The following is a 19,274-nucleotide window of genomic DNA, read 5'->3' as shown; positions in this document are numbered from 1 at the left end:
TACTCGTCAATTTTCATAGCAAAAGACTTAAATAACTGAGGCGCTTTCGCAACGACGAAAAAATCACCAATCAAAACTAATATCTTTCCCCACCTCAGCAAATAGCCGTTCTTCTATTTTCTGTTCTGGTGTGATTGCTTGGCTTCGTCTAAATGCGTCGTACTCGTCGCAAAGCTTCTTGACGATAGACCATACCTTCTCAGCGTCTCCGCCTCTTGCTGCACGCAATATAAGAGCCAATCCAAACCTTGGATGGTCAATGGCGGTTGCTCTTAGGTGGTCACGTAGCGGATAAGTGATTTTTACGGGCTCTGGGGCGTTGGCGTTATGCTCCATGAGCTCGGCTTGATGCTCTTCATCTTCCCACTCGGAGCATGTAGGAATGCCCAGCTTGGAAGCGATATCGCCCGCATGGAAGCGCCTGCGGCCTTGTAGGGCTTCAATAGCTCTGAGCCATTCGGCGGATGATTTTTTATCGCCGCGTGCTGCCCTGTCTAACAGTTGCACCAGTGATAACCCTTTCTTACGGGCTTCCTTGGTGTCATGGCTGGACATTTCATGGGCTAGGTCATGCTTAGCCAAATAGTCGGCCATAGCGTTCAATTTGAGGTCAAAGCCCCGTTCATTGCATTCCCCTCCCACCTGCTGGACAGCCTTTTCCCATTCCCTGCGGGCTACTGTCTCGAAAGCGGACATATCTACGCCTTCGGCATAAGTTACCAGGACGTGAAAATGTCCGTGAATGCCATTTTTGCCTACTGGTGCTTCTAGGCTCTTGAGTTTGCCTATGCTTCCGATAGCCTTATAGCGGCGCGACATATTTTTATCGAAGAGCTTATAGGCATCGTGCAGCCTATTGATTGATTCAGTCCAATCGCCTTCATAAGTGTGCGCCATGGTAAAGGTCATCATGCCTGCGCTTAGGTGATGGGCTTCCAGGGCGGGTATGAGTGCCGCTCGAATCCAAGAACGCGCCTGGGCTACTCTGTCGCGGGCGCAATGGTCACACGTCCAGACATTGCCACATATAAAATGTCCTTCCATCCGTGCGCCGTGTTCGTCTACCTTAATTTCTGCGGTGGTCGAATCACGTCCGTAGGCTTTCCACCTTCCGCACCCGATGACGGAAGAGCCTTTAAGGTTGCGCTTGTACTGGTCGTAAAATCCTGCCATAAGGCGGGACGCCATGGTTACACGTATAGACCCACGATTAGGGCTTTTAAATGCCTTTAATTTAGCGTTTGACATTGTCGGCTTTCATGCCGACCTGTTGTTTACTTGACAATGGATGAATATTTAGTATCATTTGATTGTTGCCCCATATCGCAGCCCGGTCTGAAACAGATGCGATATAAAAGCCCGCCTCATGCGGGCTTTTTCTTTGTGCAATCAAAATATCATTACCTACGCAATAAAGCAAGTTTAAGGAACGAATCTTAGACGCCTGATATCAGGGTGATACTTTTGTCGGAGTATTCCTATTCTTCCCAAGAGGGTGATTAATTGATATCCCCTGACATATTTGACAGCACCGTTTTGACTAGTACGCTGAAAGCATGACAAATGCAAAAGTATCATCCCAACGTAAACGTGCTCATGCACCAAGCAAAACAGAAACCGACCAGTACGGCAACTTATTGCCATCGACAGAACCCGAAATGGCTGTGGCTGGGTTAGTCGGCGTGCGTCTCTATTCGGTTAGCGAAGGTAAGCGGCTATGCATCGCGTTGGAACCGCACCCGGTCGCGTGCCGCTATATCTATGGCACATGGCACCTGTTGTACAAAGCCAAGCAGAAATAGAAAACTAGGCCATAACGCCCCGCCAAGTGCTGGGGTTTGATATCAATAAGGCTTAGGTTCATCCGCTATGTAATATGGATGGTCTGAATAATCCAATTGTTGCTTATTTACAACAATATTGTTACCCGGATTAAATTTTGGAATCTGGGCAGTAGATTCAGCAATTGCGTTTTTATATCTCTCATCCATTTGCCAGGCATAGAACATTTTCATATTCTCTTTGTCATTAGTAAGAGTGGCTAAGCGGTCTAGCTCTTTCTTTTTCTCGTGCCAGCTTTTGCTGAGACGCTGAATTTCATTTTTTCGCTCTGCAATTGCGTCAATAGGTGCAACGGAATTCAAGCCGAATTTAGATATCAAGTCGTGCATCTTGTGATAGACACTTTCGAAAATTGTCGGCTCCATTGCTCTGATGCTTGCAATTTCATTTTTAAGTGCATTCATATTCTTCTTAGTGGTCTCTGCATCTTTACGGCTTTTGACAACTAGGTTATATCCATTGCGCACCCTATACGCCTCATTTAGAAAATTGAGCCTACGCTCAGCCGCTTCCGCTTTCTTTCGTTGGTCAACGTCTTTCGTCTGCTCTTCCCAGAACCTGGGCTTTGAAGTCTGAACAATGGGCGGCGGCAATTCTTGCGTGGCTGGTACATCAATCAATGCCGCTGCATCCATCTCTTCTTTGACTTCTTTTAGCGCAGCTATTGCCTTTTGAACTGTCTCATATTCTTCCTGCATCTTGGAGACTTGGCTTCTTGTCTTTTTAATTTCTTCATTATCTTCTTCTAAATCTTTTCGGTGTTCCTTAGATGCATTGATAGGAATATTTACAGTAGGTATATGATTTTCAATATGCTCTGCAAACGTTCCACCCGTAACGTAAAAATCAGAACCATTTTTCTTTGAATGCTCATTGGTTATTTCTGCAACCCTCTCACGCAGCTTGGTAATTTCCCCGTTTTTCTTTCCCTCGTCTAGAACTCTCGTTTTATTCAGAAATTTACCGGCCACCACCTCTCGGGTCGTAAATAGAATATGAACGTGGTAGTTCCGCCCATCGTGCGGTTTGTGAATGGAATAAACACCGGCAACGCCATAAGACTTTTTAAGCATTGCTATAAGGTCATCGCAATATTTCTCGCGCTGCTCATCCGTCCAGTCGAAAGGAAGAGGAACCATAAGTTCTCTGGCCGTTCTTGAGTTCTTCCGTGTGTCAGCAGCTTCGGCAGCGTTCCACAATTCTTCAACACTGAAATTGTGGTCCCCAAATATTTTAGAAAGCACATGACCACCTTTACGGGTGTAGTCATGCACCTTTTTATAGAGGGCATCGTGAAGCCTTGTACAAGCACGATAAGCCGCAGCGGCTACGGCGCTTTTACCGTCCGAGCGAGACAAGACGCTTAAAACGGGGGTGAACCATGTGGCAAGCGCAGCCATTAGACGCACCCCACTGGTAAATGTGAATCGTCGTCAGACGGTTTACAAAGGATAAAAACTAATACATAGAAGAATGCGAAGCATCGGGGTGCAGGGGCGTAGCCCATGCCGAATGGGCAAACTTTAGTTTGCGTAAATGAGCTCTTGCAGAGGGCTATGCTATCTAGCCATTGATATATACCAGCGTGTTCCATGAATTTATATTATCAGAACTTTTCCAAGATTCGATAATATTTGCTATTGACCTCCAAATCGGTATATTTAATATATAAGGAGATAGACTATGAGTACTAGCTATACGGAACGATTAAAACGATTAGAGGAAAGAGCAGAGCAAATCAAAGAGCAAACAAAGGAACTCAAAAAGATTACAACCAAACAGAATAGAAAGCTCATCGACAAACGAAAAACGGTTGTTGGTGCTCTACTTATCAGCCAAAGCAAGAAAGAAGTCTACGCAAGAAAGGCACTTATTAAGCTTGTCGAGTGTGCGGATGAAAAGGATAAAGAGCTGTTAAAGGTACTTCTAAATTTTGAAACGGAAGCACCTAAGGAACCGGAGGCTCTATGAAGAATGACAACGAACAATCGACGGGAAAATTTAATACGATACCAAAAGGTAAAAAGCCCCCTTTTTATTGCCAAGAATGCAATTGCTTTACCTACGGCAAAACCCATACAAAGGGGCATTTACTCATAGAAATCGTTCTATATTTATTTCTATTTTTCCCGGGGCTTATATATACCATATGGAGACACACAACACGCCAAAAGGTTTGTACCCAATGCAATGCGCCCGGATTATTGCCCTACACGTCCACAAGAGCAAAGAAAGACTTAGGCGTAGAGGATTACAACCAAAGCTTAGATGATTTTTTCAAGCGAAAGTAAAAAACATAAAGCCATATACTAAACCAAGGAAAACAAATGAAAGCAATCAAATATTTATTAGTCACACTCGCTTTATCATCCACTGCCGCGATGGCAATTGACCAAAATCAGTATTGGAACATCACACGAGGAAAAGATGCATCTGAGGTCATGATGATTGCCGGAGCGCCAGACGTTCGTCATCGCCAAGAATACACAAGATGTAATAGCGGAAATGAAGGATGGCGAGAACTCTGGCAATATCGAGGGCATGGAAATTTAAGCGGCAAAACCATATCCGTAAAAATTTGCGGCGGCAAGGTTGAATCGGCAGATAAAAATTTTTGATTTGCCAAACAAAAAAGGGGCCTAAGCCCCTTTTTTAATTCTCGAACATCAACTGAGCGAGACGCCTTCTTCCTGTAACGCTTTAACCCAATGTGGGGCCTTCTCCGGCTTACCGTTCCACTTTGTACCCTCGACCAAGAAATCTTTGTAAAGCTTCCCGTCTTGCTTCAACGCCACAAGCCATTTAGGAATCATTGGGCCTTTGCCATTCCACTCGGTACCGCTAGCAGGGTCGCGGAAAATAACGACGTTTACACGCGGCTTAGCGTCATCGTCTTTTGGCTTTTCTGATGACTGTTTTTTAGGAGCGCGGTCAAGAGCGGATTCAATTTCTTGGCGTGTAAATAGTTCGAGGGGAGACAATCCAAAGAGCTTGATTTCTTCCTTGACTTTTACAATGCTAACGCTCTTAAATTCCTGCCGGGCTTCTTGAAGCTTCTGAGCAGCCTCAGCGGCTTTTTGTTCAAGCTTCTTAATCTCTTCAAATGTATAAGCCATTATCCCCATCCTCTCATTAGTGAAAAACCCAATCTAATTGAGCGCTTTACTTTAACATAACTCGCCGTCTTTTACCTGCCTCGATAGGCTGAAATTTAGCGAAGGTCACACCCTCGTAACTTAGCTTATCAATGACTCTTTTCATACTAGCGATAGAAAATTCTCCGGTGTAGGTGTCTGTATGGGCATCATATAGCCCTCGGCCTGCGGTGATGTTATGCGCAACTGAGTGACCTACAATGCGCCTTAAAACCAATGCCTCTGGAATTCTCTCTTTGATGACGGAATCCTCTGACAAACCAGAGCCATCAATAATTGATTGTGCCAACGACGTAATAAATCTATGTCTGAATGAATGGAAAACGACTGACCTGTCGTCGATGCCGATATATTTTCTTAGATATTTTTGATTGAACCACTCAGAAGGCACCTTCCCAAACTTATCGGCTTTTGCTTTATTGATATCAAAAAGGTTTGTCGCCTTAGCTTCCTTTTGAGATTTTACATAGTCAATAAAGCCCAGGTCAATCAGCTTTTGATGAACTGGAATGATGCGACGAGATTCCTCATTCTTAATTGACTTGTCATCATCTTCATCAGAGGCTGTAATTTTGATGAACCAAATTCCATCCTTATCCTGGTCAACATCATCCGGGGTAAGTTGGGAAATTTCATTGACCCGTGCGCCTGTAAATGCGCCAAGGTGTGGCACCCAATATTGATAGGCACAGTTATAGGTAGCCTCCGAATAGTAGGCGGACTCAAAGATTTTTTGCATTTCATCTTTGTTGAAGGCTCTGCGCTTGATGCCTTCCTTTGCCTTGCCCACTTTATTCGCAAACCCTTCCATTACGGTTGGGTTGATAGCAAATTGCTTTTTACAATACTCCAAGAAATTCGATACGGTCATCATATAGCCATCGACCGTCAAAGATGAAATCCGTTCGGCGGGTTGCCCTTTATTGTCCAAGAGCGTTTTGTTTTTTGACTTCTGAACAATCTGGTCAAAGGTCAATCCCGCTGCTGAGGCAAGCTTGTAGACGTTCTTGGGGTAGTAAACCAACATCTTGCGATAGGACTCAATGTCGGCAGGCGTCAGGCTCCCAATCTGGCGGGTGCCATAGGTGTCAAGAAAGGGGCGCAGGCGAGTCCTAATCTGAGGAACCTTCTTGACCCCGATTTCTTGGTCAACCTCTCTTTGCTGTTCGTATTTCAAATACTCCGCAGCCATCCGGGTGACCCGCTTTTTTGCCGCGGGCGCAAGCTTGCCGGGGTCGTTGATTTTTTCGTCATGGGTCGTGTTCAACGCTATTTGAGATAGCGGCACTGAACGCGCTGCATGACGATCCATGGCTTCTAGGAAGTCGTCGATAGCGGGCACGTCCTCGGGCTTGACGTCTGTGAAGCGCCATTCCCCGTTGTCGTCCTTGTGCGCGTTAAAGGGGATGGGAAGCTGAGGCTTTCGGAAGGTCGTCATCTGAGCTTGCAAATATGCAACAAGTGATGACCGAGAGAGTACCCGAGAAGTCGCCCAGATTTGTTCTACCAGGACGCGCAAAAGCCGCGAACGCGCTTTGGCGTCGCGTGGGTCTTTGGTAAGGGTTGAGACCCTGAATTCCCTGCTCTCAGAAGGGTTTCTAAGATGCTGAGGAACAACGAACCGGGCGTGATAGACGCCGTTACGGGTCTGTACGAGGTAGGCGGATGAACGCACTATGAGGCTCCAAAGTGTGACCCTTGGTGTTACCCCATAGTGTGAGCGTTTCCCCTATCAAAAAGTCCTTAAGAATCAAGGACTTAGAAAAGTGGTGGAGCTGGCGGGAACTACCAGGCACAGCGACTCCAACGCAAGTTGCGCCAGATCCTCTGGCATCGGCTTGCCCGACAGCCAATCACTGGCCAACCCCATGTTGGCCATGAATTGCCGTGCGTTGTTCTCGATGAAGGCCCTTTGAACATCCAGAGCCGCAAGGAATAGCGCCTGGCGGGCCTGCTGCCATTCCTGCACCGCCCAGGGTTCCCGCCGTTCACGGGCATCATGCTCCAGATCGACATCAAGCCAGGCGTCTCCCAGTTCCGCCATGTCTGACTCCAAGAGCTGCTGCTCAGCGACCAGGCTTGCCCGCGCTTCACGCAAGGCGGCTTGCAATGCCGTAGCCTTGCGTGCCAACTGAGCCACTTCATCCATGGCACGGGCACGGCGGACGGCATCATCCAACCTGGAACGTTGTGCGCCATCCAGTTGCGCCTGCAAGGCAGACAACCGGGTCTCGGTCTCTTGAATGCTCTGCCACCAGTCTCGGTGTGAACGCCCCAGCGTTGACAGCCAAGCCAACATCCCCGGCCGGTTGCGCCCCCGCTCCTCCTTTTGCTGCCGCACGCGCGCATGCTGTTGGGAGATGGCCTGTATCGCCCCGTCCTTGGCGCCCAAGGCGTGCTCCAGCTTTTGAATGGTGTCCTTCTGTGCCGCCACTACCGACAACAGATGCTGCATGGCAGCGCTGGCCTGGGCCTGTTGTGCCGCAAGGCTGGCTATTGCTTGCGGGCGATCGGCCTTTTTGGCGACCACGGCACGAGCACGCTTTTCCCGCGCCTGCGCCTTCTGGAAAAGATCTACGCATTCCTCCCACTTCGACCGGGGTGTGGCGGGGTGCTCTGACAAGGCTTTCAAATGGCTACGCAGCCCAGGTTGCTGCAAAGCGGCCCCATCCGCCCCCACCACGTCGCGCCCCCACCAAAAGGCGTTGAGAAAATCCCTGCGGTTGCTGCTCTTGCCAAGGGGCGCGGCCAAGAGGCCCCAAGCATCCTTCTTGATGACGTTGGAGGCAATGTCGGCGTAGTAACTTCTACGGCTGGCCACCAACTCAGGCACGGCCTGCACGCCAGGCAGTTCCAACGTGATGTTCTCCACGGCCCCATTGTTGGACGACGCCACCACGATGCTGTGGCCCATCAGAAGCTTGTTGAGACGGTAGTACGGCACCCAGGTGTCGCCCAGTCGCATGGACTCTTTGCCACCGAATGCCTTATCTCCCAGCCTGGCCAAAATGCCTGCCCGTTCCGTGACCACGGCTGCCACCACATCGCGCAGCATGGTTGTCTTGCCCGTACCCGGTGGCCCATTCACCGCGAACAGGCCCGAACGGCTTCTGAGAGCGTTCCATGTTTCGTTCACGGCCAACTGCTGGCTGAATCCCAACGCATGCTCCGAAGGCCAGCGGCCCGCTGGCATGCGCGCTGGATGCAAGGCATGGGCCAGGGCCTCATTCGAATCAGCGTCATGCACATCGAGCCGCTCGCCCTCCTCGCTCCCCTGAATGAACGCAGATACCGCCTTGCCCATCGCCCCCTTGCCCGATGCCCGTTCCAGGCGCTGCAAGTCTTGGACGAAGAAGCTGGCGAGCGTGTCATCGCCCTCGTCTTGCTGACCTTCGCGCCCCTCGGTACTGTCCCGCGCGTCCTTGGGCCGCACCTGAAATGCCTTGACCCGACACTGCACATGCTTGCCAAAGATGGCATCCGGCAGGCTCAGATGCTGCGCCACCGCCGCGATCAACTCGCCCAGCCATTGGGCGCTGGCAGGTGTTTTCTGCTTGCGCAGTTCCGTTTCCTGGGAAGCGATGAGCTCGGTAAGTGCCGCCTGCAGGATGTCAAATCCTTCAAACCCGCTTTGCGCCGCGCAGCCATGGGGTGCGTTCAACCCCTTGAGCGGCAACGCACCGCCCCGAAGCAAGCCCTCAACATCACCGCCCTGGCCCACGATGTATCCCGCCGCCCATGCGGCCAGCGACAGCGCGAATGATTGCGCCATGGGGTAGCCCTGGGCATCAAATCCAAGATCGAACAGGCGCGTCCTGTGCGTGGGCTGCTCCGTGTATTCGGGGGTTTCATTGAGCGCCGCCAACACCAGCCGATGGACGGCATCTGCATCATGCACGCCGCACTGCGCCACGTAAGCCCACTCCAGTCCCCGCCTGGCAGGCCTGGCCTGAAGAGCACCGCTCTCCCAAGGCATTGAACACGCCTGATCGGCCGTCAACCCGAATACAGGTGCCGTTGCGTGGTGCGCGTCTACACGGGAGGCCTCTTGCGGCGTCAAGGCCTCCAACGAGCGCCAATATTCGAATACGGTCGCAAAACGCTGCATTTCCCCTCCTTAATTGCGCATGGCCTTTGTACGCTCATGGACATGGGCGTTTACCAACCGCTGGCCAACCATATAGGCAGGCCGATCCAGAAAATTCACCTGCTTTTCGCGCAGAACGGTGACCAATGCCCAGCCCGATTCATCCTTCGACACCACCAGCACCGCTGGAACCTGCGAGTCCGGGAAAAGCAGATAGCGGGAATTGCGGCCATATTTTTGCGCCTGCCTGTCGGTGAGTGCATTGCGCGTCAACAGTTCCAGCGTGTTCTTGCTACTCAAAACGCGTTTGAACCATTGCCAACCCGCCTCAAACCGTGCGTCCGGGACATTCGTCAAATCATCTTCCTGCCATTGAGAGAGATGTTGGTCAATCCTGCCCACCTGCCTGAAAAGGCCGTGGCGCGTGATCGCGACATGTTCCCCAAGCAATGCGCATGGCAGCACGGCGCGCGGCTCACCTGCGCGCATGGATATGGTGCAATTTTCGAATGCCTTGTACTCCACATCGCGCCATCGTTGCTCAACACTCACGCTCGCACAGAAGAATTTGGTGCCCATGAATTCGGCAGCCTGCGCGACGCGGTGCTTTGCCGTCTTGCCGCTCCCCTTGGCTTTGAGCGCGCCCTTGAGCAAGGCTTTGCGAATCGCGCCATCGGAAACCTGAATGGCAACCCCGGAGCCGAGTCGGCCGACACCGTGAACTTGCCGCTCCTGCAAAAGATAGTTGATGGCTCGCAATTCCGCGACGGCCCGGAGATCGCCGGAAAGTTCGCTGAGATCGGTGACCACAATCGAACCGCCCAGCGGATTCTTGGTTTTCCCCTGATACCAACGCCACGTGACTTCAGCCTCGTGGTCATTGTTCAATGTCGTTTTAAAAGCTAGTGTGTCCATGATTACGCACCGTAGATGATTTGCATGTTACATCAGAATTTACCGGATTCAAACCATTGGTAAATTCGCAACAATCGCGCCTGAATCTCCCGGCAATTCATTTCACAGAGTTGGCCATCGGATTTCCGCTGTCATTCGATAGAATACCAAATACTTTCATTTCACCGGGGTTGTCTTGATGCATAAACCAATAGGCCGAGTTCACCATGAAGTCGCAAAGGAACCCACAGAATTCATTTCCACGGGCAGCACTGATGCAGGCGCTGTTGCTTTCCTGAACGACATTTTCCGACGCGCAGCCCGCGAGAGCATCAGCGACTTGCACTTCGAAGACACCGACACGGAATGCATCATTCGCTTTCGTCGCAATGGTGAGTTGGTCGAGGTTGCCAGGCAGTCCGCGCAAATGTCCAGGGAGTTCGACAAGCAGTTTCGCGTGAAGTGCAAGAAATCGCTGGTCGAGCGCTTGACTCCACAAGACGGCAAATTTCGCTTCGATGTGGATGGTCGCTTTGTCGATGTCCGAGTGAGCATCTTGCCCATTGGTGTAGGTCAGTCCATTGTCTGCCGCCTGCTTGACCAGCAGGCAACCCTCATGACGCTCGATGAGCTGCAAATGCCGGAGATCATCAGATCCACCATCCGCACCGTCGTCTCCCAACCACAGGGACTATTCCTGGTCACCGGCCCAACGGGCTCTGGCAAGACCACCACGCTCTACGGCATCTTGCAGCACCTGAATACGCCAAAGGTCAAGATCATCACGGCCGAAGATCCCATCGAATATCGGATTTCCGGGATCGTGCAAGCCCAGACCAATGAGCGCCTGACTTTTGCATCGGCGCTCAAGTCCATGCTTCGGCAAGACCCGGACATCATTCTCGTGGGTGAAATTCGTGATTCCGAAACGGCGCGCATTGCAACCCAGGCGGCGCTAACGGGTCACATTGTCCTGTCCACGCTCCACACAAACAGCGCTGCCGTGTCCTTGACCCGCATGCTCGATTTGGGGGTTGACCAAAACGCCTTGGCTGCATCTGTCGGGGGATTCATGGCTCAGCGCCTGGTGCGCTGCCTTTGCCCTCATTGCAAGGTCGAAACGCCTGTCACGCAGTACGCGATTGGACAGATGAAATCTCAAAATCTGACGGATGACGAAATCGCTTCCGTGGACATTCTCTACGAGCCCGATCGCAATGGTTGCGAGCATTGCACCAAGGGGTGGGCTGGCAGAACGCCGGTTTTTGAACTGATTATTCCGACGCCCGAGGCTCGTCAAGCGATTGAAGAAGGCAACCTCAAATCTTTGATTCGCGCAGCCGAGGGCCAGCAGCAATATCAGACACTGGCCCAGCATGCCATGCGCATGGCATTAGATGGATCGACCTCACTGAATGAGGTCATGTCCGTGACGGGTTCTGGTTTCTTTATCGAGTGACAATTTTTCTTGCATGACTTTTTTATGAGCAAATTCACTTATCGACGTTCCCTTCTGGCGGCAGCCGCTGCCGTCGCGGCAACGCCTCTTTCCGCCCTTGCCAACACTCCAACCGCACCATTGAACGGCGCCCCCCAACCGGCAGATAGCTTCAAGCCCTACGATCTCATTACCCCCAAGATCAAGGGAGAGGAGAAGGTTGTCCGCCTGCTCTTTTCCTACGACTGCCCCTATTGCAGAAGCTATCACAACGGCCTGGTTCAATGGGGCAAGTCCTTGCCTACCCCATATCGTTTCGACGCGACCCCGGTCATCACGTCCAACTCCGACAACATATTGCTGGCGGTCTATGGGCGCCTGATCATGCAGGGCCTTGCACCCAGCAAGATTCATCTCTACGACTACACCATGTATACCCTCATCCAAGGCGATCCCGATACCGGTCAACCAGCGCTCCCGAAACTGGCCAACGAGGACATCATTCGCACCGTTCTCCAAAGCTCCGGGGCTTCCGGCAAGGATCTGCAGGCTTTCATGAATGCCCAGGCCAAGGGGATTGAAAAACGCCTACCGGCCCACGCTTCCGTCATCCAGCGGTATGGCCTGAAGGCCACGCCATCCGTGGCCATTGGCGGCAAGATCGTCGTGACTCCCGACCATGCAAGCTCGAACGCACAGCAGTATTTGTTGCTGCTCAATGCCATGGTCAGCCGTGCCATCCAGGGAGGTATCGATGCGCTCTGATCTTCGCGTTTTGGCTGTAGCCGCATGTCTGGCCATCACTGGCACTGGCAGTTCCTTCGCCGCAGGTGGCCTGTCCGATTTCGTGGTCAAGCCCACCAAGCTATCCCAGGGGAGCCCCATCAAGACGAGCAACGTCGAGGACAAGGATATCCCCGACTGGTTGCGCAAGAGCGAGCGCCTTGAGGCCATGCTCGGTGATGATGGGAAAAGCCGCGTGGAAAACGCGAAAGTCGTCAGCAAGGTCGAGACGCCCATTCCTGGCCTCGATGGCTTTGTGGTGCAGGCCGATATCTTCAACGCCAAGTCCCCGGAAGGCCGGAAGGAGTTGTTCGTCTTCTATACGGACAAAACCAAGCGCTATCTGTTTGTGGGGATGCTCATCGACATGGAGAAGGAACGCGACCTCAACATGATGACGGAACGCTACGTGCGCGGCCAGCTCGCGGACAACCCCGCCAAGGCCCTGCGCCCGCAGGACATGCACGGTCTGGTGATTCCCGGTGGCAAGACCAACAAGATGGCCCCGTTGCAGTTCGTGGTCGATCTGGGCCATGAGAACGGCAAAAGCAGCTTTCTGAATGTGGTGCGGTTGCACCAGTCTCTGCTGGACGGCGGCAAGAATCCACGCCCGCTGCGCATTGTGTTGGTGTCCGGTGGCAAGGATGAGATGTCTACCGGCGCCATGGCCATGGCCATGGGCTATCAGAAAATCTCAGGGGATGGTCTGCCCAAGCTGATTGAGTACGCGGAGCAAGGTCGTTCTACGCCGTGGATGAATCCGGCACGCCTGAAAAATGATGCCAATCTGAAGCAAGCCATGGGGATTGGAATTTTTCAGATCGAGGACAACTCCAGCCAGGCGATGCTTGCCAGGCTGGATACCTTGCCATTGATCTACGATGGCACGGGCGACAAGACTAAGTACATCATGCTTCCGACAGGCAAGGCGGACTGGACGCAACTCCTGACCAAGCCTTGAGTTGGGCGAAGACCCAATGCGCGACAAGCCCCCCGTTCAGGGCGGGGAGGATGTCAACACCCACACCCGCTTCGGCGGGTTTTTTATTGTCAGAAATTCTAGGCGAAAAAAAACCGCCCGAAGGCGGTTAAAAGACCATTGCAGGTCTTAGAGGGAGCCACGAAAGAAACAAATTATTCGCTGCCGCGCTGGAGCACCTTGAATAGCTCTTCAGCCGGTCGATAGCCAGCAAACGACAAACCACTGTCAGTCACAATATGCGGGGTGCCCTGCAGGCCCACCTGTTGCGCAGTTTTGGCGATCTTCTCCAGGCCATTCGCCTTGCTGCACTCAGCACCTTCCGAATTCTGTGCCGCATTCTTGAAAAACCGATCCAGTTCTTGCTTGGGATTCTTGGAGCAAAGTACCGTTTGCAGTTGCCGACCCGTGAGGGTTCCGTTGCCGCTACGGGCATACAGGGCGTATTTGACCGTCACACCCAGCTCGTTCAGCTTGCCAAGTTCGTCATGAAGCTTATGGCAATAGGGGCAGGATGGATCCGTGAATACCGTGATGGTATGCAGGGCCTTACCCTTTGCAGGGTAGACCAGCAAGGAGTTCGCATCAAGGGCCGCAACCGATTTGGAGCGGATCTTTCCAAGCGTTTGCTCAGAAAGGTTTTTTCGCTCCGGCACATTGAACAACGTGCCCTGGATCATGTGCACGCCGTCCGCCGAGACATAGGCCACGTCGCCACCGGATACCAGCTCGAAAATTCCGGGCATTGGTGTCTCTTTGAGAGACTCAACATTCAGGCCTGGCATGCTCTTGGTGAGCTTTTTTTCCAGTTCCTCGATGCCCGTCCCGGCACAGGCAATGCTGATGCTGCCGAGCAACAATGAAACTGAAAGCAGAGTTTTTTTGAACATTTTGTGAGTCAGATCGATGGTTTATTGTGCGTTGATTTTTTCGAGACTTTCCCGAAAGATGTCATAAGTTCCGTCCATTGTCCGTATCTTCTTATGAATTTCCTTGGTCGTGAAATATACCGGCAGGAACGAGCCATGCTGCGGAACGGCAATTTCAATCACGAACTTGCCAATGTCGAACAGGAAGTATTGATCGGTCGCTTCGGACTCGCCATCCATGATTCTGACCGGACTGGCATACATCGAGTAGCGGCTTGTGATCCTATTGACGAGCGGCTGAGCGTTCGCGTTTTTCCACCCGCGATCCACCATGAAGGTGACCAGCTCAAGCTTTCTCGATGCATTGAAAGCCATGGAAAGGATCTTCAGATCCTGCTCGCCTAGCAATCCAGATCCCAGGGGCTTGCTGATATTCAGCGCATCGCCACCCGTCACCCCAGAATCACTCCACGCATGCAATATTCCTGGCGCGCTGGTGATCAAGGTTTGCACATGGCTTTGAATCTTTGTGGGCGTGGATTCCAGCAGACTCAGCCATGGGAAGACCGGCAGCGATGTCAACATTTGCCGCTGCATTTCGTTCATTTGAGCAGTGGCAGTCTTTCGCCCTGATTGAGCCCAGGCTGTGGACATGCCCAGAAGTGGCAGGCCCATGATGCTCAAAACCGAACGGCGCGATAACCGAAGGCCGTTGGTATTTGCTTGTGAATCCATAAGCGCTATGGTGACTTCAGCGGAAAAAAAAACAGGCGCTAAAAGCGCCCGTTTTTGTCGTGTTTGGATTTCGGCTCTACTTCAGCTCTTCGGCAAAACCGATTCCAGATCCACCGTCCATTTTTATGCCAAATCGGCCGATGGAGTTGGCTTCCATGCCGTTGGTGGCATTGGAGCCGTTGTAGATGATCGACATGTTCTTGATCGCGATCGAAGCACGATCAAGCGCGAACGGCACATCGTACACCCGGTCAGCGTTCAGCACCACGCCTTGAGACTGCAGGCCCAGGTGCAGGACGTGCGAACCGTCCGGCAGACTCGTCGGAACGGCCACGCTGAAGCTCTTGTAGATCTTCTCGCCCGTCACACCAACGTCTTGCTTCGCTTGAAGATCAATCGCGCTGGTGCTGGTCAGGCTCTCCAGGCAGCTCCACTGTTCAACCAGGCCGCTGATGGCCGACATATCCGCATTCAGGCTGGCACCGATCAGGCGTGCTGCACGGCAGGCGGGGAGATAGCCAATATCCTGCGCTTCGCCTACGACCTCATTGTTCAGGATGGCTTGCACCTTGTAGGTCTGCTCCACCCCGCGCTCATCGGGCACGTCCGAGGCAGCGAGCGTCTTGCCGTTGCTGATGATCTTCTGCTCACCTCGATACAGGTCGTATTTCACGCCGTTCATGCCAGAGATAGAGCTCGTCCATGCCAAGGCCACTTCGTCTTCCAAGGTGCCATCGGTGGCATTGAGACCCATCGCCACGACGCAAGAGCTGGCGCTCAGCGACCATTTGCCAGCCACGCACGCGGCCGTAGTGCCGCCGCTTGCGCCTGGTGTGGCACTGGTGAGTACCAGTGTTCCACCTGTCTTGGTCACTGCTGGTGACGCCGAACACAAGGATGCCACGCCCCAGTTGATCGGTGCAGCATCGCAGCGCTGGATCCAGCCCGTTGCGGTAACGCTCCAATCGCTAGCGCCCAGCACGTTGTTGGCACGCAACTGGAATTCGTAGTTGTTCACGTCAGAAACCGGCAGTGTCCACCCGCTGCTGACGCCTGTGGCTTGCGTCCAGCCGGGGGCGCCCGTCTGACGATACTGCACGTCGTAGCTAGATGCACCGTCGCTTGCGCCCCAGGCCGCTTTGATGTTGTCCGCGATGGTGCCTTGCGTAGCCGTGAAAGTTGATGGGCTGGCAAGGCTCACAGCGCACGAGGTGTTGGATAGCGCCCAGTTGCCGCTGATGGCGTCACAGGTGGCCACTGCCGCGCCTGATGCGCCTGTGGTCGCGTTGCTCAGATTCTGCGAGGAACTCGGTTCTCCCAGTCCAATCGCTGCCGAGCAAAAGTTAGCGGTGCCCCACTTCAGGGTCGCAGGCTGGCAGGTCTGTGCAATGAAGCCCGTGTCCGTTGCGCTCCAGCTGCCCACGCCCAGCGCGTTCTTGCCCTGCACCTGGAATTCAAACGTCGCACGATCGGTGGTATCGAACTGCCAACCGCTGGTGACGTTGTTGACCGCCGTCCATATGCCCGTGCCTTGCTTGCGGTACTGCACGTTGTAACCATCGGCTCCGGCAATGGTATTCCATGTGAGGGCGATCTTGCCCTGCTGCGTGCCATCGGTGGCGCTGAGCGCGGCGGGTGCTGCCATGCTGGCGCTGCACAAGGATCCGGGGTTGATACTCCAAGTGCCGTTGGTACACACGGCCGTCGCCGTACCGCTCGCACCAACCACGCCGTTGGTCAATGGCCGTGAGCCGCCCGAGGTGGTGCCTGCCGCTGAGGCGCTACAGAAGTTGCCAGCGCCCCAGTTCAACGCCGATGTGGCACAGGATCTGGCAACGTAGCCGGTGTCCGTGGCGCTCCAGCTACCCGCGCCCGCAGCATTTGTGCCGCGCACCTGGAATTCGAAATTGGATTCATCGGCCGTGCTGAACTGCCAACCACTGCTGACGCCTGCCACTGTAGTCCACGTAGGTGTGCCTTGCAGGCGGTACTGGACATCGTAGCTACTGGCATACGGAACTGCCGCCCACGTCACGGAAATATTTCCAAGGAGAGCTCCGTCAGTGGCGCTTACTGCTGAAGGCGCAGCAAGATTCGCAGTACAGGTAGGAGAGCTGATTACCCAAGAGCCATTGGAACACAACGCATTAGCGCCACCAACAGCCCCAGGATACTGATTGGGAAGATACGCATTGACTCCGCTATTGGAGAGCGATACCGGAGACGAACATATATTACCGGCACCCCAAGAGAGTGAACCTGCCGCACAGGTCACATTAACTTCCGCTGTGTTTAGTTTCTGAATGGCACTATATAAAAAATAGTTTGTGTTATTAAACGGTGCCGCTGCTACTTTTGCTGTCGTACAGAGATATTTCCCCCCAGCCAGACCACTGATTATTGCCGCCTTACCACCAAATGCAGGCAAAGCTGACGCCAGTGGTGTGCCTGGCGCGGTTGTTCCAGTGGTCAAAAGTCCTACGCCCGCCATGCACGATGACGTATCATATGTATTGTAGTATGCATAATAGTATTGAACAGCTTCGTAGTGTTGGTGGTAAGCTCGAAAATCAATACTCTGTGTCGCATCCGATCCACCTACCAGACCATAAACTACGACACCCTTGGTTCCATCACTAACCCATGGGGTTCCTGTGAAAATTTTCGAATATTGTTCGAATTGTTGTGAATTAAAAACAGCATCTGCATTAGCCGACAATGGAGCCAACGCCGCAATTGATACAATCCATGCAGCAATCAATCCTTTGGATTTCATAATTATTTTCCAATTCCAGCAGAGTGTTGATTGATAAATTCACGAGCAACGTCGTTGCCTTTCTGCGCCAGCATTGCGAGATTTTTTTGGCCTACGGCACTATTCCTATCGAACTCCACTTGATACATGGAAAGCAACATCAACGCTCCAGTGTCATATTTGCTCGCCTTGCTCAGAAATTCAAGCCCACCATCCAGATCTTGAGGACTATGTGATGACCTATACCGTTGTACCAGTACAAATCCAGCATTCTTAGCACCCTGTGATGCTATTGCAGCGTCGGGATTTTCGGATAGCTTTTTGTACCAGAAAAACGATTGATCAAGATTTGCGTCCACTTGATCAACACCAAACAATGTCTTAGAACCAGAGAGGAATATTGCACCCGCATTCAGCATCGCATCGGGATTCCCGCGATCCGCTTGATCAAGCGTTTTGGAAAAAAATTCCTTGAAATCTTCAGCAGGGTTTTGATCGATAGCCGCCACAGGCAGGTCGAATTTTTCACGCCGAGCTTCTGGCACAGGCGTTGTGCACCCTCCAACAAAAGAAACCGCAAGCAGCAGCGTTAACAATATTTTCGATGGATTCATGGCTTTCCCTTTCTAGCGTATGGAACGATTCAGCGAAGTGATACCAGCGAGCAATTCTTTTGCCTTGTTGTCTCCAAGATCAGCTGCCTTCCGATAGTAGTAAACGGCACCTTGTTTATCAGAACTTCCACCTCGACCATTTTCCAGCATCCACGCATAAGCAGTAGTAGCGTCACGATCGCCTGCCATCATGGCCTTGTGATACCAGTGAATCGCAGCCACATCATCACTTACACCGTTTTGTCCCTTCACAAAGTAATAGGCTACAGCCACCATGGCTTTCGGAATGCCGTCCTTAGCCGCAAGGTAATACCAGCTAAACGCCCGCTGATGATCCTTCGGCAGACCCAAGCCACCCTTGTCATACTGCTCTGCCAGCAGAAACTTCGCCTGTGGTATCCCCTTGTCGATTCCCAGCTCAAGGTATTTCAGCGCATCTTGCGTTTTTCCTTCCTGAATGCTGCGCTCAATCAGCAGCACAATCGCACCAGGATGTCCGCAATCCTTGGCGCGCTCAGCCCATAACCAGCCGTCAACGCGATACCCGCGACCGAAGAAATCTACCGACGTGCGGTACATCGCTTCCGCATCGTGGTATTGCGAGCCCATCCAGTTCATGTGGCGGGCCATGAATTCATCCGCGACGACACCCCTGCCCTGCTCGTACATCGACGCCGCCTTACGATAGGACGCACCCGCATCGGGGTTGTCCCAATCTGGATAGTTGTCCATGGTCTCGGACGGTACATTGCGCCAGCCGCGCCAGAGGGTGCCGTAGGCCGACTTGGAGTCGTTGGCCTTCAGCAGCAGCTCAGCAGCGGCAACGTGGGCGTTGCTGGGCGGCGCGCAGTTCGATGCCGATGCTGCCGCATGGCCTAGCAGAAAGACTGCCGAGACGGACAGGAAGCGCTGGATCGAGCGCTTGAGCAGTGCTGGCGATGTGACTTGAGATCGAGGGATGGGGGGCGGCGTTGATGGCATAGGTTCTCGGATTGCGGGTACTTTGGCTTGATGCTAGGCGTGCGGTCGTTGCGTTTTCCTTGGAAAAACATCCAAAGTTGGCGTGTTTCGTTAGTTGCGGAAGGTCGGCACGTAAAAAAACCGGCCTGAGCCGGTTTAAATG

General features: G+C 52.7%; 16 protein-coding genes and 1 pseudogene. 5 read left to right on the top strand and 12 right to left on the bottom strand.

The annotated features are described in order from the left end of the window. Positions 1-63 precede the first annotated feature (63 nt). Both OX89_RS18435 and OX89_RS17995 read right to left on the bottom strand, forming a co-directional pair. The gene (locus tag OX89_RS18435; RefSeq protein WP_199856204.1) at positions 64-1,173 is read right to left on the bottom strand and encodes a hypothetical protein; all 1,110 of its coding nucleotides are present in this window, start codon (positions 1,171-1,173) and stop codon (positions 64-66) included. Positions 1,174-1,844: 671 nt separating this feature from the next. Next, a complete protein-coding gene (locus tag OX89_RS17995) occupies positions 1,845-3,242 on the bottom strand; it encodes a MobA/MobL family protein (protein WP_084001992.1) in 1,398 nt (465 codons plus the stop codon). A gap of 283 nt (positions 3,243-3,525) precedes the next feature. On the opposite strand from OX89_RS17995, the gene OX89_RS18430 reads away from it, so the two are divergent. Both OX89_RS18430 and OX89_RS18425 read left to right on the top strand, forming a co-directional pair. Further along, on the top strand, positions 3,526-3,813 hold the full coding sequence (locus OX89_RS18430; RefSeq protein WP_157497308.1) for a hypothetical protein: 288 nt from the start codon (positions 3,526-3,528) through the stop codon (positions 3,811-3,813). Positions 3,814-4,169: 356 nt separating this feature from the next. Then, a complete protein-coding gene (locus OX89_RS18425) occupies positions 4,170-4,460 on the top strand; it encodes a hypothetical protein (protein ID WP_157497306.1) in 291 nt (96 codons plus the stop codon). Positions 4,461-4,508: 48 nt separating this feature from the next. Here the strand turns inward: OX89_RS18425 and OX89_RS04260 are convergent, their stop codons facing one another. The 5 genes and pseudogenes from OX89_RS04260 to OX89_RS04245 all read right to left on the bottom strand — a co-directional run bounded on the left by OX89_RS04260 (position 4,509) and on the right by OX89_RS04245 (position 9,999). Further along, the gene (locus OX89_RS04260) at positions 4,509-4,958 is read right to left on the bottom strand and encodes an H-NS family nucleoid-associated regulatory protein (protein WP_199856203.1); all 450 of its coding nucleotides are present in this window, start codon (positions 4,956-4,958) and stop codon (positions 4,509-4,511) included. A gap of 46 nt (positions 4,959-5,004) precedes the next feature. Continuing rightward, the gene (locus OX89_RS04255; protein WP_047349698.1) at positions 5,005-6,435 is read right to left on the bottom strand and encodes a site-specific integrase; all 1,431 of its coding nucleotides are present in this window, start codon (positions 6,433-6,435) and stop codon (positions 5,005-5,007) included. Between the two features lie 54 nt (positions 6,436-6,489). Next, a pseudogene (locus tag OX89_RS19340) lies at positions 6,490-6,672 on the bottom strand (DUF6538 domain-containing protein); the annotation flags it as partial. Positions 6,673-6,747: 75 nt separating this feature from the next. Beyond that, the gene (locus OX89_RS04250; RefSeq protein WP_047349697.1) at positions 6,748-9,105 is read right to left on the bottom strand and encodes a hypothetical protein; all 2,358 of its coding nucleotides are present in this window, start codon (positions 9,103-9,105) and stop codon (positions 6,748-6,750) included. A 9-nt stretch (positions 9,106-9,114) separates the two neighbouring features. After that, positions 9,115-9,999 carry a hypothetical protein gene (locus OX89_RS04245; protein WP_047349696.1) on the bottom strand — a complete coding sequence of 295 codons (885 nt, stop codon included), beginning with the start codon at positions 9,997-9,999 and terminating at the stop codon, positions 9,115-9,117. A 178-nt stretch (positions 10,000-10,177) separates the two neighbouring features. Between OX89_RS04245 and OX89_RS04240 the strand changes: the two genes are divergently transcribed. The 3 genes from OX89_RS04240 to OX89_RS04230 are packed head-to-tail and all read left to right on the top strand — an operon-like array spanning position 10,178 to position 13,160. After that, a complete protein-coding gene (locus OX89_RS04240; RefSeq protein ID WP_047349695.1) occupies positions 10,178-11,437 on the top strand; it encodes a GspE/PulE family protein in 1,260 nt (419 codons plus the stop codon). 24 nt (positions 11,438-11,461) lie between these two features. Then, positions 11,462-12,181, top strand: coding sequence for a hypothetical protein (locus OX89_RS04235; RefSeq protein WP_157497304.1), 720 nt, complete (start codon positions 11,462-11,464; stop codon positions 12,179-12,181). Beyond that, positions 12,171-13,160: a disulfide isomerase DsbC N-terminal domain-containing protein gene (locus tag OX89_RS04230; protein ID WP_199856202.1), complete on the top strand. Its 990-nt coding sequence runs from the start codon at positions 12,171-12,173 to the stop codon at positions 13,158-13,160. The genes OX89_RS04235 and OX89_RS04230 overlap by 11 nt, the downstream gene beginning before the upstream one ends. Before the next feature lie 173 nt (positions 13,161-13,333). Here the strand turns inward: OX89_RS04230 and OX89_RS04225 are convergent, their stop codons facing one another. The 5 genes from OX89_RS04225 to OX89_RS04200 form a co-directional block, all read right to left on the bottom strand. After that, positions 13,334-14,068, bottom strand: coding sequence for a DsbC family protein (locus tag OX89_RS04225; protein ID WP_084001991.1), 735 nt, complete (start codon positions 14,066-14,068; stop codon positions 13,334-13,336). A gap of 21 nt (positions 14,069-14,089) precedes the next feature. After that, positions 14,090-14,782, bottom strand: coding sequence for a hypothetical protein (locus OX89_RS04220; protein WP_157497300.1), 693 nt, complete (start codon positions 14,780-14,782; stop codon positions 14,090-14,092). Positions 14,783-14,858: 76 nt separating this feature from the next. Further along, the gene (locus tag OX89_RS18420; protein ID WP_157497298.1) at positions 14,859-17,558 is read right to left on the bottom strand and encodes a fibronectin type III domain-containing protein; all 2,700 of its coding nucleotides are present in this window, start codon (positions 17,556-17,558) and stop codon (positions 14,859-14,861) included. 2 nt (positions 17,559-17,560) lie between these two features. Next, the gene (locus OX89_RS18415; RefSeq protein WP_157497296.1) at positions 17,561-18,151 is read right to left on the bottom strand and encodes a hypothetical protein; all 591 of its coding nucleotides are present in this window, start codon (positions 18,149-18,151) and stop codon (positions 17,561-17,563) included. 12 nt (positions 18,152-18,163) lie between these two features. Continuing rightward, positions 18,164-19,132, bottom strand: coding sequence for a tetratricopeptide repeat protein (locus OX89_RS04200; RefSeq protein WP_084001990.1), 969 nt, complete (start codon positions 19,130-19,132; stop codon positions 18,164-18,166). Between the last annotated feature and the right edge of the window lie 142 nt (positions 19,133-19,274).

The sequence above is a fragment of the Diaphorobacter sp. J5-51 genome, assembly GCF_001023515.1.
Lineage (GTDB): Bacteria > Pseudomonadota > Gammaproteobacteria > Burkholderiales > Burkholderiaceae_C > Diaphorobacter > Diaphorobacter nitroreducens.
The sequence above is the reverse complement of the archived record's forward strand: the minus strand, read 5'-3'. Positions and strand labels throughout refer to the sequence as shown.

Bases quoted from the DNA above. Each gene is read 5' to 3' on its own strand.
- OX89_RS18435 (WP_199856204.1), bottom strand. From the start codon at position 1,173: ATGGCAGGATTTTACGACCAGTACAAGCGCAACCTTAAAGGCTCTTCC.
- OX89_RS17995 (WP_084001992.1), bottom strand. From the start codon at position 3,242: ATGGCTGCGCTTGCCACATGGTTCACCCCCGTTTTAAGCGTCTTGTCT.
- OX89_RS18430 (WP_157497308.1), top strand. From the start codon at position 3,526: ATGAGTACTAGCTATACGGAACGATTAAAACGATTAGAGGAAAGAGCA.
- OX89_RS18425 (WP_157497306.1), top strand. From the start codon at position 4,170: ATGAAAGCAATCAAATATTTATTAGTCACACTCGCTTTATCATCCACT.
- OX89_RS04260 (WP_199856203.1), bottom strand. From the start codon at position 4,958: ATGGCTTATACATTTGAAGAGATTAAGAAGCTTGAACAAAAAGCCGCT.
- OX89_RS04255 (WP_047349698.1), bottom strand. From the start codon at position 6,435: ATGACGACCTTCCGAAAGCCTCAGCTTCCCATCCCCTTTAACGCGCAC.
- OX89_RS04250 (WP_047349697.1), bottom strand. From the start codon at position 9,105: ATGCAGCGTTTTGCGACCGTATTCGAATATTGGCGCTCGTTGGAGGCC.
- OX89_RS04245 (WP_047349696.1), bottom strand. From the start codon at position 9,999: ATGGACACACTAGCTTTTAAAACGACATTGAACAATGACCACGAGGCT.
- OX89_RS04240 (WP_047349695.1), top strand. From the start codon at position 10,178: ATGCATAAACCAATAGGCCGAGTTCACCATGAAGTCGCAAAGGAACCC.
- OX89_RS04235 (WP_157497304.1), top strand. From the start codon at position 11,462: ATGAGCAAATTCACTTATCGACGTTCCCTTCTGGCGGCAGCCGCTGCC.
- OX89_RS04230 (WP_199856202.1), top strand. From the start codon at position 12,171: ATGCGCTCTGATCTTCGCGTTTTGGCTGTAGCCGCATGTCTGGCCATC.
- OX89_RS04225 (WP_084001991.1), bottom strand. From the start codon at position 14,068: ATGTTCAAAAAAACTCTGCTTTCAGTTTCATTGTTGCTCGGCAGCATC.
- OX89_RS04220 (WP_157497300.1), bottom strand. From the start codon at position 14,782: ATGGATTCACAAGCAAATACCAACGGCCTTCGGTTATCGCGCCGTTCG.
- OX89_RS18420 (WP_157497298.1), bottom strand. From the start codon at position 17,558: ATGAAATCCAAAGGATTGATTGCTGCATGGATTGTATCAATTGCGGCG.
- OX89_RS18415 (WP_157497296.1), bottom strand. From the start codon at position 18,151: ATGAATCCATCGAAAATATTGTTAACGCTGCTGCTTGCGGTTTCTTTT.
- OX89_RS04200 (WP_084001990.1), bottom strand. From the start codon at position 19,132: ATGCCATCAACGCCGCCCCCCATCCCTCGATCTCAAGTCACATCGCCA.